At 70.1% G+C, this 26,054-nt stretch carries 21 protein-coding genes; 4 read left to right on the plus strand and 17 right to left on the minus strand.

The window, feature by feature from the left end; genetic code table 11:
* Positions 1-165 precede the first annotated feature (165 nt).
* The 5 genes from AOP72_RS11310 to topA all read right to left on the minus strand — a co-directional run bounded on the left by AOP72_RS11310 (position 166) and on the right by topA (position 7,302).
* The gene (locus AOP72_RS11310; RefSeq protein WP_062136419.1) at positions 166-1,566 is read right to left on the minus strand and encodes a hypothetical protein; all 1,401 of its coding nucleotides are present in this window, start codon (positions 1,564-1,566) and stop codon (positions 166-168) included.
* Positions 1,563-2,102, minus strand: coding sequence for a sigma-70 family RNA polymerase sigma factor (locus tag AOP72_RS11315; RefSeq protein ID WP_062136422.1), 540 nt, complete (start codon positions 2,100-2,102; stop codon positions 1,563-1,565). The genes AOP72_RS11310 and AOP72_RS11315 overlap by 4 nt, the downstream gene beginning before the upstream one ends.
* A 186-nt stretch (positions 2,103-2,288) precedes the next feature.
* Positions 2,289-3,851 (minus strand): hypothetical protein, encoded by a 1,563-nt coding sequence (locus tag AOP72_RS11320; RefSeq protein WP_062136425.1) that lies wholly within the window; start codon positions 3,849-3,851, stop codon positions 2,289-2,291.
* Positions 3,833-4,600 carry an ABC transporter ATP-binding protein gene (locus AOP72_RS11325; RefSeq protein WP_062136428.1) on the minus strand — a complete coding sequence of 256 codons (768 nt, stop codon included), beginning with the start codon at positions 4,598-4,600 and terminating at the stop codon, positions 3,833-3,835. The genes AOP72_RS11320 and AOP72_RS11325 overlap by 19 nt, the downstream gene beginning before the upstream one ends.
* A 41-nt stretch (positions 4,601-4,641) precedes the next feature.
* A complete protein-coding gene (topA, locus tag AOP72_RS11330; RefSeq protein WP_062136431.1) occupies positions 4,642-7,302 on the minus strand; it encodes a type I DNA topoisomerase in 2,661 nt (886 codons plus the stop codon).
* A gap of 149 nt (positions 7,303-7,451) precedes the next feature.
* Here topA and AOP72_RS11335 point away from each other — a divergent pair, with 149 nt between their 5' ends.
* Complete coding sequence (locus AOP72_RS11335) at positions 7,452-8,279, plus strand: inositol monophosphatase family protein (RefSeq protein WP_152650364.1); 828 nt, start codon at positions 7,452-7,454, stop codon at positions 8,277-8,279.
* A 359-nt stretch (positions 8,280-8,638) separates the two neighbouring features.
* On the opposite strand, the gene AOP72_RS11340 is transcribed toward AOP72_RS11335, so the two are convergent.
* The 6 genes from AOP72_RS11340 to AOP72_RS11365 form a co-directional block, all read right to left on the minus strand.
* Positions 8,639-9,301 carry a hypothetical protein gene (locus AOP72_RS11340; protein ID WP_062136436.1) on the minus strand — a complete coding sequence of 221 codons (663 nt, stop codon included), beginning with the start codon at positions 9,299-9,301 and terminating at the stop codon, positions 8,639-8,641.
* 190 nt (positions 9,302-9,491) lie between these two features.
* Complete coding sequence (locus AOP72_RS11345) at positions 9,492-11,060, minus strand: DUF7059 domain-containing protein (protein ID WP_062136440.1); 1,569 nt, start codon at positions 11,058-11,060, stop codon at positions 9,492-9,494.
* A 21-nt stretch (positions 11,061-11,081) separates the two neighbouring features.
* A complete protein-coding gene (locus AOP72_RS11350) occupies positions 11,082-12,503 on the minus strand; it encodes a M20/M25/M40 family metallo-hydrolase (RefSeq protein ID WP_062136443.1) in 1,422 nt (473 codons plus the stop codon).
* Positions 12,504-12,513: 10 nt separating this feature from the next.
* A complete protein-coding gene (locus AOP72_RS11355) occupies positions 12,514-14,046 on the minus strand; it encodes an MFS transporter (protein ID WP_084631768.1) in 1,533 nt (510 codons plus the stop codon).
* Between the two features lie 57 nt (positions 14,047-14,103).
* Complete coding sequence (locus AOP72_RS11360) at positions 14,104-15,039, minus strand: LysR family transcriptional regulator (RefSeq protein WP_062136446.1); 936 nt, start codon at positions 15,037-15,039, stop codon at positions 14,104-14,106.
* The gene (locus AOP72_RS11365) at positions 15,036-16,340 is read right to left on the minus strand and encodes an MFS transporter (protein ID WP_062136449.1); all 1,305 of its coding nucleotides are present in this window, start codon (positions 16,338-16,340) and stop codon (positions 15,036-15,038) included. The genes AOP72_RS11360 and AOP72_RS11365 overlap by 4 nt, the downstream gene beginning before the upstream one ends.
* 301 nt (positions 16,341-16,641) lie before the next feature.
* Between AOP72_RS11365 and AOP72_RS11370 the strand changes: the two genes are divergently transcribed.
* Positions 16,642-17,826, plus strand: coding sequence for an asparaginase domain-containing protein (locus tag AOP72_RS11370; RefSeq protein ID WP_062136452.1), 1,185 nt, complete (start codon positions 16,642-16,644; stop codon positions 17,824-17,826).
* 60 nt (positions 17,827-17,886) lie between these two features.
* Here AOP72_RS11370 and AOP72_RS11375 read toward each other — a convergent pair whose 3' ends face one another.
* Positions 17,887-20,262, minus strand: a complete 2,376-nt coding sequence (locus AOP72_RS11375) for a sodium-translocating pyrophosphatase (protein ID WP_084631770.1) — start codon at positions 20,260-20,262, stop codon at positions 17,887-17,889.
* 167 nt (positions 20,263-20,429) lie between these two features.
* Here AOP72_RS11375 and AOP72_RS11380 point away from each other — a divergent pair, with 167 nt between their 5' ends.
* Together AOP72_RS11380 and AOP72_RS11385 are read left to right on the plus strand one after the other, a co-directional pair.
* Positions 20,430-20,990, plus strand: coding sequence for a sigma-70 family RNA polymerase sigma factor (locus tag AOP72_RS11380; RefSeq protein ID WP_084631772.1), 561 nt, complete (start codon positions 20,430-20,432; stop codon positions 20,988-20,990).
* Positions 20,987-22,888: a hypothetical protein gene (locus AOP72_RS11385; protein ID WP_062136455.1), complete on the plus strand. Its 1,902-nt coding sequence runs from the start codon at positions 20,987-20,989 to the stop codon at positions 22,886-22,888. The genes AOP72_RS11380 and AOP72_RS11385 overlap by 4 nt, the downstream gene beginning before the upstream one ends.
* Before the next feature lie 30 nt (positions 22,889-22,918).
* Here the strand turns inward: AOP72_RS11385 and AOP72_RS11390 are convergent, their stop codons facing one another.
* From AOP72_RS11390 to AOP72_RS11410, 5 genes are all read right to left on the minus strand, one after another.
* A complete protein-coding gene (locus AOP72_RS11390) occupies positions 22,919-23,305 on the minus strand; it encodes a pilus assembly protein TadG-related protein (protein WP_084631928.1) in 387 nt (128 codons plus the stop codon).
* Entirely contained in the window at positions 23,302-23,598 is a 297-nt protein-coding gene (locus AOP72_RS11395) for a hypothetical protein (RefSeq protein ID WP_193746414.1), read from the minus strand. Before AOP72_RS11395 ends, AOP72_RS11390 begins: the two co-directional genes overlap by 4 nt.
* A 53-nt stretch (positions 23,599-23,651) precedes the next feature.
* Entirely contained in the window at positions 23,652-23,840 is a 189-nt protein-coding gene (locus AOP72_RS11400) for a DUF4244 domain-containing protein (protein ID WP_062137240.1), read from the minus strand.
* 140 nt (positions 23,841-23,980) lie between these two features.
* Positions 23,981-24,991, minus strand: a complete 1,011-nt coding sequence (locus AOP72_RS11405; RefSeq protein WP_152650365.1) for a type II secretion system F family protein — start codon at positions 24,989-24,991, stop codon at positions 23,981-23,983.
* Positions 24,978-26,051 carry a TadA family conjugal transfer-associated ATPase gene (locus tag AOP72_RS11410; protein ID WP_238581665.1) on the minus strand — a complete coding sequence of 358 codons (1,074 nt, stop codon included), beginning with the start codon at positions 26,049-26,051 and terminating at the stop codon, positions 24,978-24,980. Before AOP72_RS11410 ends, AOP72_RS11405 begins: the two co-directional genes overlap by 14 nt.
* Positions 26,052-26,054 lie beyond the last annotated feature (3 nt).

Consider the following 26,054-nt stretch of genomic DNA (forward strand, 5'->3'; position numbering starts at 1 on the left):
CCGGTCCGTCCCACCCACTTTCACTACGCACCACTTCTCGCGCGACACGCCGCGGCATCGGGCCGATGCGGGTGCTGGCCCGGGGTGTCGCGCGCCACAGTGGTTCGTAGTGAAGAGTGAAGGAGGTGAAAGCGGCCGATGCACGGGTCCCGTCGGCCGGCGGAGTCACCCCTCGTGGAGCTCGGGGATCGACGGCACGCCGTCCACGACCGTGATGGACGTCAGGTCGTACACGTCCCCCTTCTCCGGCACCACGAGACTGGCGGAGTACTCGCCAGGTTCGACGACACCGGGGCTGGAGCAGTCCCACACCGGGCTCAGCTCGACGAACCACCCCGGCTCATCGTGCGGGAGGTCGTCGCGCTCGGACCAGCGCGCGTCGAACACCCACATCCCATCGACGCCGCGCAACACGAGTCGCATGTCGCCGACCTCGACCATCCGAGAGATGGGACCGGTACCATCCTCACTTCCGTTGACCGGAATCGGGTACCCGCCGACGAGCGCGTCATCTCCGTAGCCATACAGGCGACCGGTCTCGATCGTGCTGGGCACCGGAATGCTGCCGACGACGTCTCCGGCGTCACCCGTGCCGGTCACGAAGGCCTGATCGTCCGAGAGCGCGGCGCACTCGAGCCCGCCGTTCCACTCCCGCACCTCGATGACGGACGCGAGCGCGTCGTCACCCCACGTGTTCCCGAGCAAGCCGGAGTCATCGACCTCAGGCTCACCCAGGCCGGAGTACTCGATCTCGCCGGCGCTGAACACGATGGTCGCGAGCGGCTCTGGGGACGTCACGTCGCTGGTCCACAGGCGCGTCACCCACACCGGCTCGTATGTTCCGTCTCCGAACTCGGCCGAGCGGTCCTCGTCCCCGCACTGACCCGGCGACGGCGTCCACTCTGGCAGCCAGTCGTCACCGCCAGGTTCGACGGCGAGCGACCCGCCCCCGCCACTGCCACCCCCGGCGACACCTACGCCAACGACCACGCCATCGCGCACGAGAAGCGGCACCTCCACCTGCGCCACGGACTGGATGCCGTCGAACTCTGATGCGAACCGGAAGTAATGCGTTTCGAACCCGAGGTTGATGCCGGTGGGAGCCGCGTGGTGAGACCCGTCATCGTGAAGCGCCCACGACGACGCGCTCGCGACCCATGAGTCATCGAGAACGCTCGCGTCGTGGACTGTGACACCTTCTTCCAGCTCGAACGGGTCGCCACACATCAATTCGGGGTAGGCCAGCGTGTCCTCGTTGTCGAACGGACCACCGGGCAGTGGCTCGACCGGGGCGCTATCAGAGACCCGGTAGGTCGTCGCGTCGCCACCGACTCCCGCCGGGTCCGCTACCGTGCCGTTGCCGAGCCCCGGCAGCACGCTCCACGCGCCCACCGCCACCAGAGCGATCCCGGCCACGGCACCCACGCCGCCACCGACCGCGCGGCGCCGACGGCCCCGGCGCACCCGCGCGCCCAACGCCGCACGCACGTCGCTCGAACTCAAGCGCCGTGCAGACTCGTCGACCGCATCGGCCCCGTGCCTTCCCAACTCGTCGTGCAGATTCATGACCGTCCCTCCGTCTCCACCACTGCGACGCGTTCGACATCGAAGGTCGCGTCATCACCTACTTCGACCGCGAGCCGGTCGAGGGCTTCCGAGAGATACCGCTTGACCGTCCCGGTCGCGAGACCCATCTCGTGCGCCACGTCAACGACCGTGAGGTCGTCGTAGAAGCGCAGCACCACCGCGGTGCGTTGGCGCGGACTGAGCGCGCCGAGCGCCCTGCCCACCGCATCGGCCGCATGAATGCGGTCGGTGGCGTCGGGCACCTCGTCGCGGACAGCCTGACCGGGCATGAGTCGCCGCCACACCTTGTCGCGGCGCAGACCGTCGAGGTGCAGGGTGCGCATCGCGGCGCGCACGTAGCCCTCGGCAGCAGCGGCATTGGGGATGCGGCGGCGACGCACGAAGACCTTCACGATCGCGTCTTGCACCAGGTCCTCGCCAGCGTGCTGCGAACCCGTCAGCAGGTAGCCGTAGGCGGCGAGCCGCCTCGAAGCGCGCTCGAGCATCTCGCTCAGCAACTCGTCATCCGCAGTCACGGGTGCCCCTCTCGTCGGCATAAGAACGGCCGATGCGCGCGAAGGGTTGTGGTCGCCCCGCCGTCAACTGCGAACCACTTTCCCAGCGACACGCCGGGGCATCCGGCCGATGCGCGGGTCACCGTGGGCGTGTCTGCGAAAGATGGGTTCGGAGTTGATGAGGGGGGAGACAGCCGGGCCGCCTCATCAGCCGGCGAGGATGAGCTGGGTCACGCGCAACTGGTGCGCGTCGAGCCGACGCGCGGCCCACGCCACGACCGGCCACGACGCGGCGATGCTCGCCGCGAGCGCCCCGAGCGCGATGACGAGCCCGAGCCCGAGCCCCCCAACGGCCCAGATCACCCCTGCCGCGATGCCGATGGTGGTGAACACCAGCAGGATGGCACCCAAGTGCCAGAACGCCGCGACGGTGCGGCCATCGGATTTCTTGTCGGCGTCGTACGGTGCGATCACCGACACCGCAGCGCCCACGGCCGTCGCCCACAGCGCGGCCGCCGCCCCGCAGATCAAGGCGCCCACCACGTCGACCTCAAGGAACCCCAGGGCGGCCTCAACCGCGACGAAGACCACCAGCGCCGCGAGCGCGATGGTCGCGACCACGACCGCTTTGCCCACCAGCACGGCCCGCATCGGCGCGCCTGAGATCACCGAGAACTCCGCGCCCGCACCGTCGTAGTTCAGCAGACCGGTGCTCAGGGAGACCGCGACCAAGCCCCCGAGCATGGCCCCAGCAAGAGCGAAGCTCGCGTCGACTCCCAAAGAATGGGCGAGAAAGCCTCCGATGCCCAAGGAGGTCAGCGTCTGTTGGGCTGCACGCGGCTTACGAAAGAAGAGGTAGCGCGCGTACTGGGCGGCCGCCGCTCCGCCGGGGCTCTTCGGCGACAGCCGCAGCAGGCCACCCGTCAGGGCGAGGCGAGTGCCGGCGCGCGGAGACCGCCTGCGTCGAGCCGGAGACTGCAATCCGCCGCGCTCCTTGCGGGCCAGCACCCATACCCACAGCGCGATCGCCGCGATCACCCAGGCGAGCGCGTAGGCGGCGCGACCCAGCGCGACCACGGCATCTCCCGCATCGAGGTCGAGGGCCATCTGCAACGATGCCCCCGGCGGCGTCCAGGCCAGCAGCACGGCGACCACACTATCGGAGACGCCGTTGACGAGCGCCTCAGGATTGCGGGTGAGGATCTGGATGCCGACGTAGAAGCCGACGCCGAGCAAGCCGGACGCCATGAGAGCGACGTCCCGGCCGCGGCGGGAGGCGGTCGCGCGGCTGAGCATCGCCTGCAACGCCCGGGACCAGGCGACACACATGACCGTGAACACCACCGCGCCCACGAGGGCGAGGGCACGTGCGCCCCAGCCGATGCCGGGCGCGAACACTGCCCCGAGGGCCGCAAGAAGCGTGCCCGTCGCGGTGGGCGCCACCAACCCGCCCAACAGCAGTCCGGAGACCTTCTCGCGCGCCGTCAGGGGGTACATCTCGAGCCGGGCGGGATCGACGGTCTGGTCCTGCAGGGCGGGAGTGATCAGCGGCATCAGCAGCCAGCCCAGGAAGATCACCGTCAGCACCGCCAGCGCGGCAGCGCCGTCGCCGTCCAGCCACAGCAGGAAGGCGACGAGCGCGCCCGTCGCCACGCCCGCACCCACAGCGAGCAGCCACATGCCGATGATGATCACGCCACGGGTGGACGACCACGACCCACGGCCCGAGCGCTGGATCGCGAGGCGCAGCCTCAGGAGGACGACAGCCACGACAGTTCCCCGTCGTCGATCGCCCGGCGTCCCACGAGATCGACGAACGCCTGCTGCAGAGATGGAGCGCTGCCGCGCACCTCCGGCACCGTCCCCTCCACGCGGACCGCTCCGCCGGCGATCACCACCACCCGATCGCACAGCCGCTCCACCACGTCCATCACGTGGCTGGAGAACACGACGGTGCCGCCCCCCGCACGGTAGCGATGCAGCATCTCCTCCATCACCTGGGTGTTCACGGGATCGAGTGACCCGAACGGCTCGTCGAGGATGAGCACCCGGGGGCTGTGCAGGAGCGCCACCGCGAGGCCGATGCGCTTGGTCATGCCCAACGAGTAGTCAGCGATCATGCGGTTCTCGTCGTCGGTCATCGCGAGGATCCGCAGCAGCTCGTCCGCACGGCGAGTGATCTCGGCAGGGTCCATGCGACGCAGCAGGCCCGCGTACTCCAGCATCTCGCGCCCCGACAGCCGGTCGAACAGGGCAGGGTTGTCTGCCACGAATCCCAGTCGCCCCTTGGCTTCGCGCGGATCCGGCCACACCGCCACGCCGTCGACCTCGACCTCGCCCGCATCGGGCTGCAGTGCGCCGATCATCATGCGGAGCGCCGTGGTCTTGCCCGCGCCGTTGGGACCCGCGATCCCGTAGAAGGCCCCGCGCGGGATGTCCAGGTCGAGCCCGGCCACGGCGCGCGTGTGTCCGAACGCCTTGTGCAGTCCACGCACCCGCACAGCAGACGCGTCAAGCATGAGTCCCCCTCTGCCGAGCCGCCTGCGGCGGTCGGCGCGACCTACTTCTTCTTCGGAGCCGCCTTCTTCGCGGCAGGCTTCTTCTTCGCGGGAGCGCGCTTCTTCTTGGCGGGGCCCTTGGCGCGCTTCTCCTGCAGGAGCTCGATGGCACGCTCGGAGGTCATGCCCTCGACCGTGTCGCCGCGCGGGATCGTCACGTTGGTCTCGCCGTCGGTGATGTACTCGCCGAACCGGCCTTCCTTGATGACGATGGCCTTCTTGCTGACCGGATCCTCGCCCAGCTCCTTGAGCGGGGGCTTGGCGGCGGGACGGCCGCGGCCGCGCTTGGGCTCGGAGTAGATCTTCAGCGCCTCCTCGAGGGTGACGGTGAACATCTGGGCCTCGGTCTCGAGCGAGCGCGAGTCCGTGCCCTTCTTGAGGTACGGGCCGTAACGGCCGTTCTGCGCCGTGATGACGTCGCCGGACTCCGGGTCCTTGCCGACCTCACGAGGAAGGCTCATCAAGGTGAGCGCGTCGTCGAGGGTGATGGTCTCCAGCGACATCGACTTGAGCAGGCTCGCCGTGGCGGGCTTGCCCTTGGCGTCCTCGGGCAGCACCTCGGTGACGTACGGGCCGTAGCGTCCGCCCTTGGCCACGATCTCGTAGCCGGTCTCGGGGTGCTTGCCCAGCGAGCGCTCGTCGCCGCCCTGGTTCTCGAAGAGTTCGAGCGCCTTGGCGACCGTGAGCTCGTCGGGGGCGAGATCCTCGGGGATCGAGGCAGTCTGCCGTTCGCCGTCGACCATCCGCTCGACGTACGGTCCGTAGCGACCGGGTCGCGCGGCGATTCCCTCGCCGATCTCGAACGTGTTGATGGCCTTGGCGTCGATGTCGCCCAGCGACTCGACCAGGTTCTTCAGGCCCTCGGGTCCGTCGCCGTCGGCGCCGAAGTAGAACTCGTGGAGCCACGCCCGCTGGTCGCGCTCGCCGGTGGCGATGCGGTCGAGCCCCGCCTCCATCTCGGCGGTGAACGCATAGTCCACCAGCGTGGGGAAGTGCTGCTCGAGCAGACGCACGATCGCAAAGGCGATCCACGTGGGCACGAGCGTCTGCTTGTCGATCCGCACGTACTCCCGCGCGACCAGTACGTCCACGGTCGACGCGTACGTGGACGGGCGGCCCAGCTTGCGGTCCTCGAGCTCCTGGATCATGCCGCCCTGAGTGAAGCGCGGCGGCGGCGTGGTCGCGTGCGTGATGGGCTCGAGATCCTCGGCCTCGACCTGCTGACCCTCGGCGAGCTGCGGCAGGCGCTTGTCCTTGTCCTGCGTGGCTTCCTTGGTGTCATCCTCGTAGCGCGAGCGCTCCTTGGACTCCTCGTACGCCGCCAGGAACCCCGGCGACGTGATGATGGTGCCGGAAGCGGAGAACTCCACCGCGTGCCCGGCCGCGGTCTTCGCGCCGATGCGCACCGTCGAGGTGCTGCCCACCGCATCGGCCATCTGCGAGGCCACGGTGCGCTTCCAGATCATCTCGTACATGCGGAACTCGTCGCCCGACAGCTCGCCGCGCACCGAGGCCGGCGTGCGGAACTTGTCGCCGGCGGGCCGGATCGCCTCGTGCGCCTCCTGCGCGTTCGTGTCCTGGCTGGCGTAGACGCGAGGCGACGATGCGACCGAGTCAGAGCCGTAGAGCTCGGAAGCCTGCGCCCGGGCGGCACGGATGGCCTCTCCCGACAGCGCCGGCGAGTCGGACCTCATATAGGTGATGTAGCCGCGCTGGTACAGGCCCTGCGCCACGCCCATCGCCTGGCGAGCGCCGAGGCGCATCTTGCGGCTGGCCTCCTGGATGAGCGACGACGTGATGAAGGGGGCGGCCGGCCTGCGCTTGTAGGGCTTGGACTCGACGCTCGACACGGAATAGGAGGAGTGGGCGAGGCCCGATGCGAGGGCTCCGGCCTCTCCAGCCGTCACGTGGTGCACCTTGGCGTTCTTCAGCACGCCGCGGTCGTCGAAGTCCTTGCCGGTCGCGACTCGCTTGCCGTCGACCGTGGTGAGGCGCGCGGTGAAGCCCTTGCCCGCATCGGCCCCCTCGGAGGCGGTGAAGGTCGCGGTGAGGTCCCAGTACTCTGCGGACTGGAACGCCATGCGCTCCTTCTCGCGGTCCACGACGAGGCGCAGCGCGACGGACTGCACGCGACCGGCGCTCAGGCCCTGCTGAATCTTGCGCCACAGCACCGGCGAGACCTCGTAGCCGTAGAGGCGGTCGAGCACGCGGCGCGCCTCCTGGGCTTCCACGAGCTCCATGTCGATGTCGCGCGGGTTCGCCAGGGCACGCTCGATGCCCTCGCGGGTGATCTCATGGAATGCCAGGCGCTTCACGGGGACCTTGGGCTTCAACACCTCGAGCAGGTGCCACGCGATGGCCTCCCCCTCGCGGTCCTCATCCGTCGCGAGGTAGAGCTCGTCGGCACCCTTGAGCGCACGCTTGAGATCAGCCACCAGCTTCTTCTTCTCGGGGCTCACCACATAGAACGGTGCGAAGCCGTTCTCGACGTCGACCGCGAACTTGCCGAGCGATCCCGTCTTCTTGTCGGCGGGCATCTCCGAGGGCTGGGGAAGGTCGCGAATGTGCCCGACGGACGACACCACCTCGTAGTCGGCACCCAGGTAGCCGCCGATCGTGCGCGACTTGGTGGGTGACTCGACGATCACGAGCTTGTGCGTCATCTGCTCCTGCTTTCGGGTGGGGGCGACTCCTGCGCAACGGGCGGGAGACGCTCACAGAATACATACGGTGCGCGCAGAGTCGAACGGGACCGGTCCCGCAATGCTCTGCCGTTCACCCCGCCGCCACCCGGCTCTGTCACCATGGGGGTGTGAATAGTGAAGCAGTGGGACAGGCGATGCGAGACGTCGCGGATGACCTCATTCGACCGAGGTTCCGAACCCTGACGGACGGAGATGTCGATACCAAGTCGGGACCGGATGATCTGGTGACCATCGCCGACGTGGAGGCCGAGCGCGCCCTCACGCCGCTGTTGGCGGCCATCACGGACCAGCCGGTGGTGGGAGAAGAGGCCTCCGAGGCCGACCCGTCGCTTCCCGACGTGCTCGGAACCGCGCCTGCAGCATGGACCGTGGACCCCGTGGACGGGACGTGGAACTTCGCGCACGGCTCGATCGACTACGCGGTGATGGTGGGACACGTGGACTCGGGCAACGCCCACACCGGGTGGATCCTCCACCCTGAGACCGGCAACCTCCTGTACGGGGGCGTCGACGCTCCGGTGACCGTCACGGACGATTCCGGCATGGTGCGGACGGTCGAGTCGGTCGCGAGCGCGCCGGTGCGCCCCGTCTCGGAGCTGCGCGGCATGGCGGTGCTGAAGTTCGCGCCGGAGAGTACCGCGAGCGGCCTCGTGGGGCTCGCTGAGGACGTCGCCGAGGTCACGCCGCCGCGCATGTGCGCCGGGTGGGACTACTGGGACATCATCGACGGCGAGCTCGACTTCCTGCTGTACTTCCGGGCCAAGCCGTGGGATCACGCTCCCGGCGCAGCGATCTGCCGGGCCGCGGGCTATGCGGTGCGCCACCTCGACGGCGCCGAGTACCGGCCCGGCGACCCCGGACGCCCGTTCCTGGTGGCACGCGCGGGCGAGTGGGAGGCGCTGGCCGCCGCCGTGCGCGCCCGCGCGACGCTCTAGCCCTCCCCGCCCCCGCTCTTCCTCGCTCTCGCCTTGGCGCGCTAGCGGGCGGTGAGTGTCGCAATTGGGCGGTCTGCGGATCCTGGCGGACATCCATTGTCGATCGTGAGGTGTGCCGCGCCGCCAGCGTCCTCCCGGCCGATGCATCATCGGGCTGCGTCTCGCGTGAGGCACCTCGTGCGGTGCGAGGCGGGTGCGCGTGGGCGTGCGCGTGCTCAACGACACTGGGCGTTCTCCAGGATTCGTGAATACACCCGATGCGACACTCAGCGTCCCCTGGCGCGCTAAGGCGGAGATGGGGTGCGAGGGTGCGGGGACACGAAAAGAGGGCCCCAGGAGGGGCCCTCTTCGCGTATCGCTTACGCCTCGGTCGTGCCGACCTTGTCTGCACGGGTCGCCCACACCAGGCCGAGTCCGGTCAGGATCAGGGTGAGGCCCAGGCCAGCTGCGATCGCGGCGGTGCCCAGACCGAGCACCAGCACGTTGGCGGTGACCGAGCCGACGCCCAGCTCGCCGATCAGTGCGTGTGCGGTGGGGTTCCATGCCTCGGCGCGTGCCGCGCCCTCGAGCGGGTGCATGCGGTCGAAGTCGGCCCAGTAGCGACCGTCGGTGGGAACCTCGTAGGTGCCGGCCTCGAAGGTCTCGCCGTTGTACTCGACGGGCTCGTCCAGCGTCACCTCGGTGGTGCCGTTGAGCGTGTGGTAGGCCACGAGACCCATCTGGTACATGTACTCGGAGCCGGTGTTCACCAGCGGGTTGTCGGGGTCCATCTCGTAGCCCTTGAGCGCGTAGCCCCAGTCGTCCTCGACGAGCGACTTGATGGCCTCTGCGCCCTCGACCTCGCCGCGGTCGACGAGCACGCCGTCCTCGTTGTAGGTCAGGGTGACGTTCTGTGCCGCGGAGAAGGCCTGCAGGGAGTCGTTGCCCGCCTTCACCTGGAGCGCGGCGAATGCGCCGACGCCGATGAAGCCGATGCCGATGATGGCGAGAATGATGCCGAGGAGCTTGAGTCGAGCGGTCATGATGTGGGGTCCTTTCCCATCCGGGGTTGGTGTTGCTAGTGCCCCAAGACTGACGGCCCCAAAGAGCCCGCGTACGGGACCATGGACCCACCGCGACCCATTTGTCACGAATCCACGAGGAAAAACCCTCCGCGGTCTTTCCAGGGAGTTCGCCGAGAGTTGAGAGAGGGCGCGCTCGAACCGGTCGAAATCAGCGCAGGAGCAGTCCGTCGCGGACGAGGTCCCGCACAGCGGGCACGATTCCGCCGATGACGTCTCCCGGCGCCACGTCGAGCAGCGCCGCGAGGGCGTGCGCGATCTGGCCCACCGTGAGCTCGCCGTCGCTCGCACCCACGAGCCCCGCGAGTGCCGTGTCGGCCTTGATCACGCGGCCGAAGCCGCCGCCCTGACGAAGCAGGATGTGCTCGGGGTGAGCCTCGAGCGGCCGTCCGTGCGTCTCCTTGGTGACGTCGGGCGCGACCGTGAACGCGGTGTCCAGGACGTCGCCGTCTGAGGCCGACGCCAGCCAATCGTGCGCCTCCAGCGCGGCGGCGAGCGTGGGACCCAGCGGCGTGGCCATGGCGCCCTCGTGCTCCTCGAATCGGCGCAGCGTCGGGGTACCGGTCAGCGGCCTGCGCAGGACCACCAGACCGAAGCCGATGGCCTCCACGGCGTCCTCGTCGAACGCCCGCAGATATGCCTCGTACGCACTCGACCACAGGGCAGGATCACGGTCCGCAGTGACGCCGGCGTCCCGCAGCCACGTCTCCGCGTACTCTGCAGCATCCAGCGCATCGCGTTGGACGATCCAGGCGTCGAGCGGCACCGACGCCGTGTCGAGCCAGTGCTCGATGCGGGCACGCCAGTCGCCGCCGTCATCGCCACGGCGAATCTCCCAATTGCCGAGCAGTTGCGCCACGCCTCCCAGCGCCAGGACCGCACCGACGTCGGAGATCAGTCCGGCAGTGACGCCGTCGCCCGCAACTCCCCCGTGGCGGTACTCGTAGGTGGGCGCGCCCGGAGGTGTGATGACGAAGGGCGGGTTCGACACGACCAGGTCGAACGACTCGCCTGCCACCGGCTCGAGCATGGATCCTTCGCGCAGGTCCCAGGCGCGATGTGCCGTGGCACCGCCGCCGAGCGCAGGTGCGTTGACCGTCTCGTTGAACCGCGCATACGACAGCGCCCGTGCCGAGATGTCCGTCGCGACCACCGCATCGGCGTGCAGAGAGGCGTGCATGGCCTGGATGCCGCACCCCGTGCCGATGTCGAGCACTCGGTTGCGCGGAGTACGCACCGTCACCGACGCGAGGGTCGTGGCGGCGCCGCCGATCCCCAAGACGTGATCCTGCCCGACGCCCTGAGCCGTCACCGCTTCGCCCTGATCGGATGCGATCCACCAGTCGACCTGGCCATGCTCGGTGGTGGCCGCATACGGGCGCAGGTCGATGAGAGACCGCACACCGTCGTCAGCCCCCTCGCCCGCGGACCGCACGAGGCCGATGCGCTCCGCACCAGGCACCCCCAGGTGGGCCAGTGCGGCGTCGGCCTGCGCGCGCGTGACGTCATCGCCGAGCATGAACAGCCTCGTCAGGATGGCAGTCGGCGCGTCACCGGCGGCGCGCGCCTCCAGGAGTGCGGGCACCACCTGCTCACGTCCGAGCGCGCGGAAGGCACGATCGCCCACCAGGGTGCTCACGTCATCGACGGTCCAGCCGTCGAGGTCCGCGCGCAAGGCGGCGGCGGCGGGGGCGTCGACCGCGGGGGGACGGGTGCTCACAGGCTCGAGGCTAGCGCGCCGCTACGGCTGGCCCGGCGCCGACGGCCCCAGCGCGTCACCGGTGAGGAGCGCGCGATAGAACGCGACCCCCGCCCCGAGCGCGTCGATCTCGACGTTCTCGTTCGGACCATGGATCGACTCGCGCTGGGCCTTGTCCATCCGGAGCGGCGAGAATCGATACACCGCCGGCGAGATACGAGCCACGTGCCGCGCATCGGAGGCGGCAAGCATGATGTACGGCACCGTCACGGCGTCCGGGTACGAGGCGGCGACGGCCGCACCGAGCGCGCGCCACCGGGCATCGTCTCCCGTGGGCGACACGGGCGAGGGTTCGGTGGCCTCCACCACCTCGACCGTCACCCGGGCGTCGTCGATGGCGTCGACCAGGTGCGCCGTGGCCTCGGCGCAGCTGGATCCGACCGCGACGCGCACATTGATGACGGCCGATGCGCGGGTCGCCAGCACGTTCTGTGCGGGGCTGCCTTCGAGCTGGGTGATGGCTGCGGTGGTGCGCACCATGGCCGCGAGCTCGGGCCCGAACCGGGGCATGACCCGCCCCAGCACCGCGCGCCGGCGACCGGCGCGCATGAGCAGCCCGCGCATCGGCCGCGCGACGTGGGGGGCGACGCCCTCGAGCATCTCGATCGTGACATCGTGCACTGCCGCCGGGAAGGGGTGCTCCTCGATCTCGACCAGGGCACGGGCCAGGATTCCCGGCGCGGACTGGCGCGGCGGCGTCGACGCATGGCCGCCCAGGCTGGCGACGCTGAGCCGCAGCGTCATGATGCCCTTCTCCGAGGCGCCGATCACGGCCATCGGCCCCCGCAGCGTGGGAAAGGCCTCGGTCGCGACCGCGCCGCCCTCGTCGAGGACCATCCACGGCTCGATGCCGCGCTCCTCGAGCACGCGCACCGCCTCGACCGCAGCTGCTCCGTGAAGCTCCTCGTCACCGCCGAAGAACAGGTACAGATCCCGCACCGGGGACCAGCCCTGACGCAGCAGCGAATCGAGAGCCTCCAGCAGCACCACCATCGCGCCCTTGTCGTCGAGCGTGCCGCGACCGTGCACGCGGCCACCCGCGATCACGCCGTCGAACGGCGGGTGCTCCCACCCCTCCGCGGACCAGTCGGCCGGCACCGGCACCACGTCCTGATGCGCCATGAGCAGGACGGGACGTTCCGTGAACTGGCCGGGCACGCGCAGCAGCAGTCCCGCCCGGCCCGCGGTCTCGACCTCGGCCGCGGCGAAGACGCGCGGGTAGATCGCCTCGAGCTCCTTGCGGTGCGCGGTGAACACGGCGGCGTCGGCATCGGAGAGCGGGCCGGGCGGCGGCGTGACCGTGGGGATGCGCACCAGCCGCGCGAGGTGCTCCGCGGCGCGCAGCGCCTCGGCCGAGTGGTCGGCGGTCGGGACGGCCGATGCGCGTCTGCGGAACCTCATCATCGTGACACTCTCATCGCTGGTCCTCGTCGGTGGTGGGGTGCGTCGCGGGGTGGCCCTCGCTCGTGGGCGCTGCCATGGGGACGCCGGCGGCGGGGACGCCCGCCTCGGCGACCAGCGCATCGGCGCTCGAACTGAAGGCGACCTTGGGCATCGCGAACAGGAACGCCATCGCCACCAGCGCCGTGCCGCCACAGATCGCCCACACGGTGATGTAGCCGGACATCGCGCCGGCGGTGGAGGCGGCGCCGGTCGCGGTGACGGCCACTCCCGTGGACAGCGCGATCGCGAAGGCGGCCGAGGCGAACGCGCCGCCGATGGTCTTGGTGGTGTTCGTCAGACCTGCGGCGACGCCCGTGTGCTGCGGGGGCGCTGCTGCGGCGGCGGCGGCCGGGAGCGCGGCGACGAGCGCACCGGAGCCGACGCCCGCGACCACCATGCACCCCAGGACCATCGCGAAGGTGTCATGGAACGGGATCAGGGCCAGATAGCCGGCACCCACCAGGCCGGAGGCGCCGATCAGCACCAGGCGTGGCGAAGTCATCGTCGAGATCTTGGCGAAGACGGCGGCCCCCAACAGCAGCGAGAGCACGTATGCGCCGATGAGGTACGAGGCTGTCGCGGAGTTCAGCCCGAGCCCGTAGCCCACCTCAGTGGGGTCCGTGCGGGCGAACGTCGACAGCGGGCCCTGCGCGCCCAGCACGCTCACGCCGAACAGTCCCGCTGTCACGACCACGGGCCACAGAGCCGGGCTGCGCAGCATCGCAATGTCGACAAGCGGGTGCTCGGTGCGCGCCTCGACCCTGACGAAGACCCAGAGCAGCGCAATGCCGATCAGCACCATTCCCGCCACCCACAGGGTGATCCCGTCCACCCGCACCAGCGACAGCCCGCCCATGATGGCGAGCAGGGCGATGGTCAGGATCGAGGTGCCCCGGGTGTCGATGGTCCCCTCGCCCCGCTGGCCGGTGTCAGGGACCTTGGCGATGACCACGATGAGCGCGATCGACACCAGCACGGCGGGCACGCACAGCGCGGCCCACAGCGGCAGGATCCCGCCCAGCTGGCCGCCCGCGAGAGCCCCGAAGATGGCGCCCGCCTGCAGCGCCACCACGATGATGCCGGCGCCCTTGCGAGTGAGCGCCGCGCCGTCGGGCCGCGAGCGAGCGCGAGAGAAGATGATCGCGACGTTCAGCGGCAGCCACACCACGTAGAAGCCCTGCAGCGCCCAGGCCGCCACGAACAGCGGGAAGGTAGGGGCGAACGCGATCGCGAAGCTCGCGATCATCGTCAGGACCAGAGAGGCGATCAGCACCTTGCGGTGGCCCACCATGTCGCCCAGCCGCGCAAGCACGGGCACCGCGATCGAACTGAGCAGCAGCTGCGCCGCCTCGAACCAGTTGATGTCCGCATCGTTGATCTCGAGATGCCTGGCGATATCGGTGAACAGCGGCGTGTAGTAGCCCTGGAGCACTCCGGAGACGCCCTCGACCACCACGAGCGCGCCCACCACCCCTCCGGCCAGCGCGGTGCGGGATCTCGTCATGAACGCATCGTGCCACGGCCGCTCGGCGCACGGGTGGAGGCGGTGCTCGCCGCCGCTTCAGCGGGGCGACTCGGGGCCGACGAACGTCAGCTCGATCGAGTCCAGGCCTTTCGAAGCAGAAGCGAGCGCCCGCGTGATCGCACCCACGTGCCGTGTGTCCGCGACGTCGGCGCGAGCGGCCATGTAGGTCACGCGGAAGCTCTCCGCGACGACCGACCGCCACACACCGCTGTGCACGTCCACGATCCCTAGACTGGGCACCAGAGCGATGCCGAGCCCGGCACGCACCATCCCGTGCAACTGCGCATGATCCGCGGCGCGGTACACCACCTCGGGCGGGCGCAGGCCGTGGTCCTCGAACATCTGGTCCACTCGCGGTGGCGAACCTCGGTGGACCGTATGCGAGATGCGTGGCTCGTGAGTGAGAGCTGCCAGGTCGAGTGGTGAAACGTGCAGGTCTGAGCGGTCTGCGGCCGTGAGCAGGATGAGCGCCTCGTCGAGCAAGGGGGTCAACTCCAGGTCGGATGCCTCCGGTTCGGGAAACCCCCACACGAGCCCCACGTCGGCTCGACCCTGCTCCAGCAGCATGGTCACCTCGTCGTCCGTATCGCGTTCAGCGGCATCGACGCGAACGCGTGGATATGAGCGACGCATGATCGCCATCGCGGAAGGCACGATCGTTGTCGCGGCCGCCCGCGTGTAGGCGATGCGCACCACGCCTTCGGACCCGGCACGCACCTCCTCCACGGCAGCGAGAAATGCCGCCTCCTCCTCGAGCAGCAGCCGGGCGTGATCTGCCACGATGCGCGCCGCCAGCAGGACCTGTGATGCCCGCGCGCCACGGCGCAGCAGCGTCACTCCCAGGTGACGCTCCAGGGCCGTGACGTGCCGGGAGACCGCCGACGCGCTGTAGCCGAGCTCGCGCGCGGCCTCTGCGATCGAACCGGTCTCGACGACGGCCACGAGCGAGCGCACGGCCGTGAGGTCGATCATTCGTCGGCCTCGCTCACGGGGCTGTCGGTCATCGAGAGCGAACTCACCACGATGGCGATGATGGCCGTGGCGGTGAGCACGACCGGGAATCCCCAGGTGATGCCGGTCTCTTGGCGCAGCAGAAGCACCCCAGCAGGCGTGAGCCCACCCACCACGGTCGCGCAGTTGTATCCCAGCGCGCCAAGGCCGGCCCGCGACTGCACTGGGAAGAACTCGGCGACGTTGAGGTAGGCGGGCGTCACGATCGCCCCGGCGGCAACGCCCAGCATCACAGCGCCTGCGAGCGACAGGAGGAGGTTGCCGCTGCTGCCCAACGCGAACGCAGGAAACGCCACCACCGCGAGGAGGCCGGCTCCCGCGCGAAGCACCCGGCGCCGCCCCAGCCTGTCGATCGCCGCACCGCTGACCAGGCACGTCGCCACCACGGTGGCGATGCCAAGTGTGCTGACGAGGTGCGCGGGCGCATCGGACAGGCGCGCGAGGTGCAGGTGGGTGAGATAGCCGCCGAGCAGCGCGCCGGCCGTCACGTTGTAGACCATGCCCACGGACACCATCGTCACCAGGCCAGGGACGTTCTGGCGGATGGCGGTCGCGATGCCCTGGTGACCACCGCCCATGGCACGGAACTCGGGCGTCTCGGGGGCCCGCGCTCGCATCCACAGGACTACGACGAGCAGCGGCAAGGCGAGGAGCAAGGGGATGCGCCACCCCCAGTCATACATCGCGTCGGGACCAAGGAGCCACGCAAGCGCGGCCACCATTCCTCCGCCGAGCACCGAGGCGCCGTACGTGCTGACAGCCAGCCACCGCACGGTCCGCCCCGCCCGGCCGGGCGCAGCAGTCTCACGGAGGTACACGATGGCGAGCGCCATCTCGCCGCCCGCTGCGGCTCCTTGGATCAGGCGGAGCATGACCACGATGGCTGGCGCTATCAGGCCAATCGTCGCGTACGCGGGCACAAGTCCCGTCAGGCCCGTGGCGATTCCCATCAAGGTGACAGACACGAGCAGAGCCGGGCGGCGACCCCAGACGTCTCCGAGATGCGCGAGAAGCGTGCCACCGATGGGCCTCACCAGATAGGCGACGCCGAAGGATGCCCATGCCGCGAGGAGTGCTGTCAGCTCGCTGGCTTCGGGGAAGAAGGCTCGGCCCGCGTACACCGCGAGCAGCGAGTAGATCCCGAACTCGTACCACTCAAGCGCGTTTCCGATGACGACGGCACGCACCGCCCGCCGGTGGCTGGCGGTGCCGACGGCGGCAGACGGTGAACGCTCGAGTGGAACGATCGCATCGGGGAGCATGGGGCAAACGTACGTTTGGGCGGTTTCGGCCGTGTTTCGCGGCTCGTGCCTCCCGGCCGTCGAGCCTGCTGATCACGCACGCTCAGTGCGCGCGCGGGGGAAGCGGGACCCGGAAACGGCCGCAGCACCAAGACGCCGCAATCGCAAATTACCAGGCACATTACTCAAGTGTTGCCGCATCGACGCTCGCGAGCAGCACTCCTGGCTCCGCCCCTAGCCTGGCTCCACGCCCCACGGCGTACCGCGCGGATTGATCGATGTCTCTTCCCCCAGAGAGACCTGAAGAAACGGACCTCCTTCCATGAATTCACGCACCACACTCGTCCGGATTGCAGCCGTCGCCGGACTCGCCCTCGTCGTCTCTGGCTGCAGCTCCTCCGACGACGAACCCGCCGCAGAAGAGACCACGGTCGCCTCTCTCGAGGCAGTCGACGACTCGACCGACATGCCCAACGTCGTGATTCTCGACGGGGGCGGCACCATCACCTCGACCGCGGTCGGCCCTGCGGAGTACACCGAGTACGGAGGCGATGGCGTCCCCAACGGCATCGTCGACATCCTGGACCGCATCCAGCCCGAAATCGCCGAGGTCGCAGACATCACCATCGTGGACGGCGCGATTCCAGGCTCTTCGGCGCGCACGCTGACACGTGAGCTGTTCGACATGACCGGTCAGCTCGATGAGATCCTCGCCGACGACGCGGTGGACGCTGTCGTCGTCAACACCGGCACGAACATCATGGAGGAGATCGCCTACTGGGCAGACCTCACCGTGCAGTCAGAGAAGCCCGTGGTCTTCACGGGTTCCATGCGTCAGTCGAACACCTTCTCATTCGACGGCGAAGCGAATCTGTTCAATGCGATCCGTCTCGCAGCGAGCCAGGAGACCTACTGCTACGGCACCGTCATGCTGATGGCCGACGAGTACTTCGCGGCTCGCGAGGTCACCAAGACAGACGCGTGGCGTCCCGACACATTCAGTGGCGGACGCTACGGCGCTCTCGGCACAATCGACGGCTCGAACCAGCGGCACATGCGTGCGCCCGGCCGAGTGGAGGCATGCGGCACCGACGAGTGGTTCACCCCCTTCGACCTGAGCACGGTCGAGTTCGAGGACCTCGCGAGCGCGGAGATCGTCTTCAGCTACGTCGAGGCGAGCCCGGTGCCGATCGAGGCCCTTGTCGAGGCAGGCGTGGACGGCATTGTGACGGCGGGGCACGGCGCCGGCGGCATCTCGTCGACCCAAGCGGAGGCGCGTGAGGCCGGGGTTGACGATGGCACGGTGTTCGTGAGCACCACGCGCACTGGATCGGGCTCGATCTACGACACCGGCGAGCCGGATGTCATCGGCGGACTCGATCTCACCCCGCAGAAGGCCCGCGTGCTGCTTCAACTGGCACTGACCTTCGCCGAGGACACCGAGCAGGTGCGGGACTGGTTCCAGACGGTCGGAAACCCCGAGTTCTCGTACTCTCCCTCCGAGTAGCGAGAGCATTGTCAGGGCGGGCGATCGCATGGTCGCCCGCCCTGACGTGCGTCCGGGCGGCTAGTGCGAGCCGCGGTCGTCGGAGCCTGCCGTGGCCCCCGGGTCCATGGCAGCCTGCGCCGAGTCACCTGGCGACGGCTCGTGATGGCCCTCGGACGCCACCGCGCGGTCCGCCACGCCTTCGAGGTCGGAGGCGTGCGAGCGGCGGGACGCACCGGCGACGGCCACGATGGCGATCGCGGCGGCGAGGCCGGCGATTCCCCACCTGAGCCACGGGTTCGCGTCGTCTCCGTAGCTCGTCATGACCACCGCGGGGGCGATCAGCAGCGCGACGAGGTTCATCACCTTGATGAGCGGGTTGATGGCCGGGCCAGCGGTGTCCTTGAACGGGTCGCCGATGGTGTCGCCGATGACCGTCGCCTCGTGTGCGGGCGAGTTCTTGCCGCCGTGGTGGCCGTCCTCGACGATCTTCTTCGCGTTGTCCCACGAGCCGCCTGAGTTGGCAAGGAACACGGCCATCAGCACGCCGGTGCCGATGGCGCCGGCGAGGAACCCCGCGAGCGCACCCACGCCCAGGCCGAAGCCCACGAAGATGGGCGCCATCGCGGCGAGCAGGCCGGGCGTCGCGAGCTCGCGCAGGCTGTCGCGCGTGCAGATGTCCACGACGCGGCCGTACTGGGGCCGCACCTCGCCGGTCATGATCCCCGGGTACTCGCGGAACTGGCGGCGCACCTCGAACACGATCGCGCCGGCGGCCCTCGTGACCGCATCGATGGCGAGCCCCGAGAACAGGAACACGGTCGCGCCGCCGATGATCACGCCCACCAGCGTCAGTGGGTTGATGACCTCGTACGAGAAGTCGGTGGCCGATGCGGCGGCGTCGGCGATCGCCTGGCTCACCGCATCGGAGTAGGAGCCGAACAGCGCGGTGGCGGCGAGCACGGCCGTCGCGATCGCGATGCCCTTGGTGACGGCCTTGGTGGTGTTGCCCACGGCGTCGAGGTCGGTGAGGATCTGAGCACCCTCGGCGTCGACCTCGCCCGACATCTCGGCGATGCCCTGCGCGTTGTCGGACACCGGGCCGAACGTGTCCATGGCCACGATCACGCCCACGGTGGTGAGCAGCCCGCAGCCGGCGAGCGCCACCAGGAAGAGGGACAGAGTGATCACGCCGCCGGCGACGAAGTACAGGATCACCACGGCGCCCGCGATGACCGTCGCGGTGTAGACGGCGGACTCCAGCCCCAGGCCGATGCCGGAGAGCACCACGGTCGCGGCGCCGGTGCGGGAGGTCTCTGCCACGCGCTTGGTGGGCTTGGACCCCGTATCGGTGAAGTAGCCGGTCAGCCACAGGATCAGCCCCGCGAGGCCGATGCCCACGAATACGGCGACCGTGGCCATGATCCGGGGGTCCCCGGTGACGCCCTCGAGTGCGGCGGTGCCGATCTCGTCGAACGAGGCGGGCAGGTACACGAACGCGGCGATGGCAGCGAGCACGGCGCCGATCGCAGCGGAGGTGTAGAAGCCGCGGTTGATCGCGGCGAGGCCGGCCTCATCCTTGCGGATCTTGGTGATGAACACGCCGATCGCGGCGACGAATGCTCCGATGGCGGTCACGATGAGCGGGAACACGAGGCCCTGCTCCCCCATCGCGGCCTTGCCGAGGATCAGCGCGGCGACCAGCATCACGGCGTACGACTCGAACAGGTCGGCCGCCATGCCGGCGCAGTCGCCCACGTTGTCGCCCACGTTGTCCGCGATGGTCGCGGCATTGCGCGGGTCGTCCTCAGGAATGTGCTGCTCGACCTTGCCGACGAGGTCCGCCCCCACATCGGCCGCCTTGGTGAAGATGCCACCGCCCACGCGCATGAACATGGCGAGCAGCGCTGCCCCGAAGCCGAAGCCTTCCAGCACTGCTGCCGCGTCGCCGCGGTAGAAGAACACCACCGCGGAGGCGCCCACCAGGCCGAGGCCTACCACTGACATCCCCACGGCGCCGCCGGTGCGGAACGCGATGCGCGCGCCCTCCACGCGCCCGCCGGGCTGGGTGGCCGCGTGCGCCACCCGCACGTTGGCACGCACCGCGAGCCACATGCCCATGTAGCCGATGGTCGCCGAGAACCCGGCTCCCAGCAGGAAGAAGATCGAACGGCCGATGCGCACTCCCGTGTCTCCCGGGAGGAGGAACAGCAACGCGAACACGACTGCGGCGAACAGCAGCAGCGTGCGGAACTGCCGGCTCAGGTACGCCGACGCCCCTTCTTGAATCGCACCGGCGATGTCACGCATCTTGTCCGAGCCGTCCGCGGATCTCAGCACCTGCTGTCGCAGCACATAGGAGAAGACCAGGGCGGCGGCACCGATCACTCCGATGATGGCAACGATGGTGAGGCTGGAACTTCCGACCTCGACGGCGGGGTTGACCACGTGATGCATTCGTCCTCCTTGACGAATCGCGCCGCGGCGACGACGTTGTCGCGCGGTCGATCAGTATTCGGGGAGTCTAGGCGACGATGGTCTGCGGGGCGCGATGCCACCCAACGGTGGCGACCAGTTGTACGTCGATACTGCAGCGGAACCAATAGTCGAGGACCGGAGGGGTCATGTCTCAGTGGCAGGACACGATGGATCAGCTGGTGCGCACCCGGGAGCGCGCCCTGCTGTCCTATGCGTATCTGGTGTGCGGCAACCCCGTGCAGGCCCAGGACCTGGTGCAGGACGCCCTGGTGCGCACGTTCTCCAAAGAGCGCGCGGGCCTCACCGCCGTCAAGGCGGAGAGCTACGTGCGTCGTGCGATCACCACCATCTATGTCGATCAGTACCGACGCGGTCAGCGCTGGCAACGGGTGCAGCACCTGTTCCGCCCGGAACGGCTCGCGCCTGATGAGTTCGGCCAAGTGGAGGCGGGCTCGGAGGTGTCCGATGCGCTCGCCACCCTTCCTCCACGCGTCCGGGCGTGCGTGGTGCTGAGGTTCTTCGACGACCTCACGGTTCCGCAGATCGGACGGGCGCTCGGCATCGCCGAAGGCACCGTCAAGCGCTACCTCAGCGACGGGATGACGCAGATGCAGCTCGCCCTCGGCCCGCTCGAGGACGCACCACAGGCTGACGCGGACGAGACCCCGGTGGACTCGCCCCGCACGCACGGAAGGAATGAGTCATGAAGCTCTCAGACGCGCTCAGGGGCGCCGCGGACCGCGCGCCGGTGGAGCAGATGCACGTCTCGACCGCCCACGCGGCGGGCAGGGTCAAGCGCGAGCGGGCGCTGCGCATGGGTGCGAACGGACTCGTGGGAGTCGGGGCGGCGGCGGTGGTCGCCGTGGGCGCCATCGGTCCGCTCGGCGTGGGGACGAGCGACGAGTCCGCCTCCGACGCGGCGGCGATGGGAGGCGCCGACCTTCCGGAGATGGCGGCCGAGGATTCCGCCGGAGGTGCCGCCGGCACGCGTCTCGCCGAACAATGGATGTGCGGCACCGAGTTCGCCGCGGACGACGGCGCGTGGGCATGGGGAGACTCGTCCGGCGTGACCTACACGGTGAGCGCGCCCGAGGTGGACGGCTCCGAGATCTGGCTGCCCAGCACCCTCGAAGCGAGCCGTCCCGTGGACCTGATCTCGGGATCTGACTACGTCGTGACGTGGGACGGCATCGTGGTCGGTCGATCCGTCAATGACACGCCGATCCAGTACGGCCCGGCGGACGAACCCATGCTCCCGGAGGAAGAGGTGTACGAGCGGCTCGACCCGGCGACCGAGTTCTCGACCCTCGAACAGTCGACCCAGCTCGACCCGGTGAACTGCTGGGATGGCGCGCCGCTGCCTGCCGGCGACTACGAGGTGCACCAGGCGTGGACCTTGGCGTACGCGGACGATGCAGCGGACCCTGCCGCCCCCACGGAGCCGACGGCCGAACCGGACGCGTCGATCGACGGCGACGGCACCGCATCTGAAGGAGATCCCGCGTCAAACGAGAGCTCGGCCTCCAGCGATGACGCGCTTCCCGCGCCGGCGATGCCGGAACTCTTCCGCGTCGCCGCCGAGCCGCTCGACCTGACCATCGATGGTGAGCCGGTGGACGACCCGTTCGCGGCGTACCTCGACGGCGACACCCCGGTGGAACCGGTGCCGCTGCCGGAACCCATCGACCCTGAACCGCTCCCCGACGGCTACCTGACGCCGGATGTCGCTCGCCAGATGTTCGAAGCGAATCGGGTCGACGGGGCCTGGGACATGGCGCCGGGTTCGCAGCGATGGGTGAAGGTGAACGACTCGGCATCGAGCGGTGACGACTGGACCGCAAACTTCTTCGGTTGTTCGTGGGACGGCAAGGAGGGTGCGTCGTTCCCTGCGACCTCGGCCGTGATAGACCTGTTGTCCACGGACGTGGACCTGCCTGCGCGCATCGACGTGAGCTATGGGTTCGTGGTGGATGGCAACCCGCTGGTGTCCTCGACCGTCAAGAACGCGTCGGAGTACACGATCCCGGGACAGGTGAGCCCACAGCCACAGCTATTCCTGGTGAAGGACGGCCGCGTGGTGGCGGAAGGGTTCCCGGTGAGCCTCCGTGACGAGGGCATCGGGATTGCGCGCACCGCCGAGGGTGGCGATGCAGCCACCGACATGATGATCGCGCCCAGTGACGGCGGCGCTCTCGAGCCCGGTCAGTCGCTGGAGGGTGAGTTCCTGTGGCGGGACATCAACGGGTGCTACTCCGAGTCGGGTCGCACCGAGGTGGAGCCCGGCACCTACACCGTGCTCACCATGCAGTCGCTCAGCCTCTCGAGTGCCTACCCGCCCGTGTACTACGAGGACCCCCAGCCGCTGCCCGAACTGAACGACTCTGCGCTGGTGGGGCCGGACACCGGGGACACCACCCTTGGCGGCGTGCCGCGGGAGGATTTCGGATTCGGCGGCGGTGACTCCGGTGCCGCGGGCTTCTCCGAACTGACGATCGACGGGCAGATCGAGCCCGACATCACGATCGCCCCGGCCCCCGACCAGGGCGAGTGGCTCGAGCTCCAGGCGTGGACGTCGCTCGGCACGATCAACGTCTCGGCTTCGTAGGTCCACACACGGTCGCGCACGCGGCGCCGGTCATCCCGACTCCGCGTGCGCAGGGCCAGCCACCGCGGTCGCCCTCGCCTCGATGCGACCCCGCCGTAGCGACACCTCCACGGTGACCACGGCGCCCTCCACCGCGCACCGACGGGTGCGCGCACCGTTGTCACCCGCGGCAGATGTCGCGGCGGCACACGCGCGAGCCGCAGGATCCCGTCCGAGCGCCCGCTCGCCCCGCGCCGCGTGCGCACCCGCCAGCGCCGCCTCGTCCACGGCGTGCTGAGCCGCGACCCTCACCGCAGACGCCGCCGCACCCGCCACGATCACCGCACCCACCATCACCACCACCATCACCAGGGCGAGCGTCAGGATGCTGGCGCTCCCGCTGTCAGACGTCCTCCTGTCGCCCGGGGTGAGCGTCACGGCGACACGCGTGCCACGGAGGTCGCTGAGGCGGCCGGCAGCCATCCCGGCCCGTCGATCTGCACGGTGACCCGGACGCTCTCGCCGGTGGCATCGACTCCCACCACCGCCTGGGGCACCGCCCGTGCGATCTCGGCCCGCGCCGCATCCGCGCCTTCGACGACGGCGATCCGTGCGCCTACGGACGCCGCCTCGGTCGCGACGACGCCCATGCGCGCCCACCCCACGGCGGCGAGGACGAGCCCCAGCACGATGACCACCGCTGGCAGCGCGGCCGCGAGCTCCACCGTCACCGTCCCGGCCTGGCGATCACCGGACCAGCGCCCCCGCCGCGGCGCCACCGCGCTCACCCGAACGCCGAGCGCAGGATCCCCGCCAGCAGCTCCCGCACCTCCTCCGACCGCACCAGCGCGATCAGCACGCCCGCGAATGCTGCAGCCGCGACCGTCACGAGCGCGTACTCGGTGGTGGCCATGCCGTCGTCGTCGCGCGGGTCCCAGTGCCGGCCCTCGCGCTCATCGATCCACGTGTCCATCGTCATCCCTTCCGGACCGCGACCCTCGCCGCCCATGCCCCACGCTGATGGACCGCGGAGTGCACCGCATCGGCGCCACCATCGAATGGTGGACCCGCCACGCTCGGCGCCAGTTGGGGACAAGGGTCCACGCACCGCTGTCAGGGTGGGGGTGGCGGTGTCGGTGCCACGCTCGCCGGTGTCGGCACGTCGAGCGACCCCAGATCCGCGCCCACCACCACCGCGACGATGAGCGGCAGCACGCCCGCAAGCGCGAAGGCCGGCAGCAGGCACAGTGCGAGCGGCAGCGCCAGGCGAACACCGAGCTCGCCAGCGGACCGCGCCGCATCACGCCGCGCGTCCCGATCAAGGCGCACCATCGCCGCACGAAGGCCGTGCCCGGCGGGCGCACCGGCCGACTGCGCGAGCGCCAAGGGACGGGCCAGCGCCTCGACCAGCGGCCCCTCCAGGTCCGGGGCGGTCCCGCCGTAGGCGTGCGCGGCCGCGAGCGCACGCAGCGGCCCGGCGGTGCGGGGGTCGGCGGCGTCGGCGGTGCGCGCCAGGGCCGTCGACACGTCGAGACCGGCCGCGAGCGCGGCGTCCACCAGGGCCAGCACCACCGGGACGGGCAGCCCCTCCGAGGCCGACACGGTGGCCGCCTTCACCAGCCGCGACATCCACCACGACCCGAGCCAGGTCAGCAGACCGGCGCCGCCCAGCATCGCCCACCCCAGCGGGGACGCGATCAGCAGGCCGAGAGCGCCTGGGTCGACCGCTGCCGCCAGCCCCACACCCACGAGCGGCAGCCACCGCAGGATCCGCGCGCTCATCCGCGGACCCGCGAGCTGCGCCTCCGCAGCGTCACGCGCATCGCGGTCTCGCGCGACAGCATCGTCCACCCGAGCGAGCACCCTCGCGAGCGGCATGCCCGTGTCCCGCGCAAGAGTGCAGGCTGCCGCCACCGACTGCGCCGCCGTGCGGCCCCCGTTCCACACGGGAGCATCCGCGAGCGGCACGCCCTTGGAGTCCACCGGCACCCCCGCGAGCGTCCACGCGCGGATGGGCGGAAGGCCCGATTCGAGCAGCGCGATCGCATCGGCGAACAGCAACGAGACGTCGACCGAGGCCCCGCCGACCGCGCCCGTCTGACCTCGACGGCTAACCCACCGCATCGGCCGTATCCCCCAGTGCCGCCGCCAGGTCGCCCCACGCCGGACCCGCACGCCAGCGGCCCTCCGCATCCCAGGCCCACGCCACGGCGACCTCGAGTCCCGGGTCGCACGAGCGCAGCACGCACACCTCGGTGAGCCGTCGCACGCCGCCTGCCCGCGAGACGTGCAGCACCACGTCCAATCCAGCGGCAGCCTGAGCCTCGACTGCGGCGGCGGGCATGCCCGCGAGAGCGCCGAGGGTCGTCAGCCTGACCGGCACGTCTCGCGGGGAGTTCGCGTGGATGGTGGTCATTCCGCCGCGGTGTCCCGTGTTGAACGCGGACAGCACCTCTCGCAGTTCGGCCCCTCGACACTCCCCCAGCACCACCCGATCAGGACGCATCCGAAGCGCCTCCCGGACCAATCGGGCCAGGCCCACCGCACCCGCGCCCTCGACGTTCGCGCGCCGCTCCACGAGCCGCACCACGTGGGGGTGGGCGGGGGCGATCTCGCCCGCCTCCTCGATGACGACGATGCGTTCGTGCGGCGCCGCCAGCGACAACAGGGATGCCATGAGCGTGGTCTTGCCGCTTCCCGTGGCGCCGCACACCAGCACCGACAGCCGTGTTCGGACGATGCGCGCGAGCAGCGCCGCCGTGCGCGCATCGATCGCGCCGGACGCGGCAAGATCCGCGAGGGTGAGCGCCTGGGAGCGCACCACCCGCAACGAGATCGCGGCACACCCGGGCGACACCGGCGGCAGCACGGCGTGCAGCCTGTTGCCGTCGGGCAGGCGGGCATCGGCGACGGGGCTCGCGTCGTCGAGCCGCTGGCCCCCCGCCGCGGCGAGCCGGACCGCGAGCGCCCTCACCGCATCGGCGTCGTGCAATGCGACGTCGACGCGCTCGAGGCCGAGCCCGCGGTCCACCCACGCCTCGCCAGGACGGTGCACCAGCACATCGGTGACCCCCGGGGTGCGCAGCAGCAGAGCGAGCGGGCCCGCCCACGCCATCGCCGCGGGGTCTCGATGCTCGGAGGCCTCCCCCCGGCCCTCGTCTGCGCCCTCCGCTCTCCCCGTCACACG

It is taken from the genome of Demequina aestuarii, assembly GCF_000975095.1.
Lineage (GTDB): Bacteria > Actinomycetota > Actinomycetes > Actinomycetales > Demequinaceae > Demequina > Demequina aestuarii.

Coding starts and splice junctions, on each gene's coding strand:
- AOP72_RS11310 (WP_062136419.1), bottom strand. CDS start 1,566: ATGAATCTGCACGACGAGTTGGGAAGGCACGGGGCCGATGCGGTCGAC.
- AOP72_RS11325 (WP_062136428.1), bottom strand. CDS start 4,600: ATGCTTGACGCGTCTGCTGTGCGGGTGCGTGGACTGCACAAGGCGTTC.
- topA (WP_062136431.1), bottom strand. CDS start 7,302: ATGACGCACAAGCTCGTGATCGTCGAGTCACCCACCAAGTCGCGCACG.
- AOP72_RS11340 (WP_062136436.1), bottom strand. CDS start 9,301: ATGACCGCTCGACTCAAGCTCCTCGGCATCATTCTCGCCATCATCGGC.
- AOP72_RS11350 (WP_062136443.1), bottom strand. CDS start 12,503: ATGATGAGGTTCCGCAGACGCGCATCGGCCGTCCCGACCGCCGACCAC.
- AOP72_RS11355 (WP_084631768.1), bottom strand. CDS start 14,046: ATGACGAGATCCCGCACCGCGCTGGCCGGAGGGGTGGTGGGCGCGCTC.
- AOP72_RS11360 (WP_062136446.1), bottom strand. CDS start 15,039: ATGATCGACCTCACGGCCGTGCGCTCGCTCGTGGCCGTCGTCGAGACC.
- AOP72_RS11365 (WP_062136449.1), bottom strand. CDS start 16,340: ATGCTCCCCGATGCGATCGTTCCACTCGAGCGTTCACCGTCTGCCGCC.
- AOP72_RS11370 (WP_062136452.1), top strand. CDS start 16,642: ATGAATTCACGCACCACACTCGTCCGGATTGCAGCCGTCGCCGGACTC.
- AOP72_RS11375 (WP_084631770.1), bottom strand. CDS start 20,262: ATGCATCACGTGGTCAACCCCGCCGTCGAGGTCGGAAGTTCCAGCCTC.
- AOP72_RS11380 (WP_084631772.1), top strand. CDS start 20,430: ATGTCTCAGTGGCAGGACACGATGGATCAGCTGGTGCGCACCCGGGAG.
- AOP72_RS11385 (WP_062136455.1), top strand. CDS start 20,987: ATGAAGCTCTCAGACGCGCTCAGGGGCGCCGCGGACCGCGCGCCGGTG.
- AOP72_RS11400 (WP_062137240.1), bottom strand. CDS start 23,840: ATGGACACGTGGATCGATGAGCGCGAGGGCCGGCACTGGGACCCGCGC.
- AOP72_RS11405 (WP_152650365.1), bottom strand. CDS start 24,991: ATGCGGTGGGTTAGCCGTCGAGGTCAGACGGGCGCGGTCGGCGGGGCC.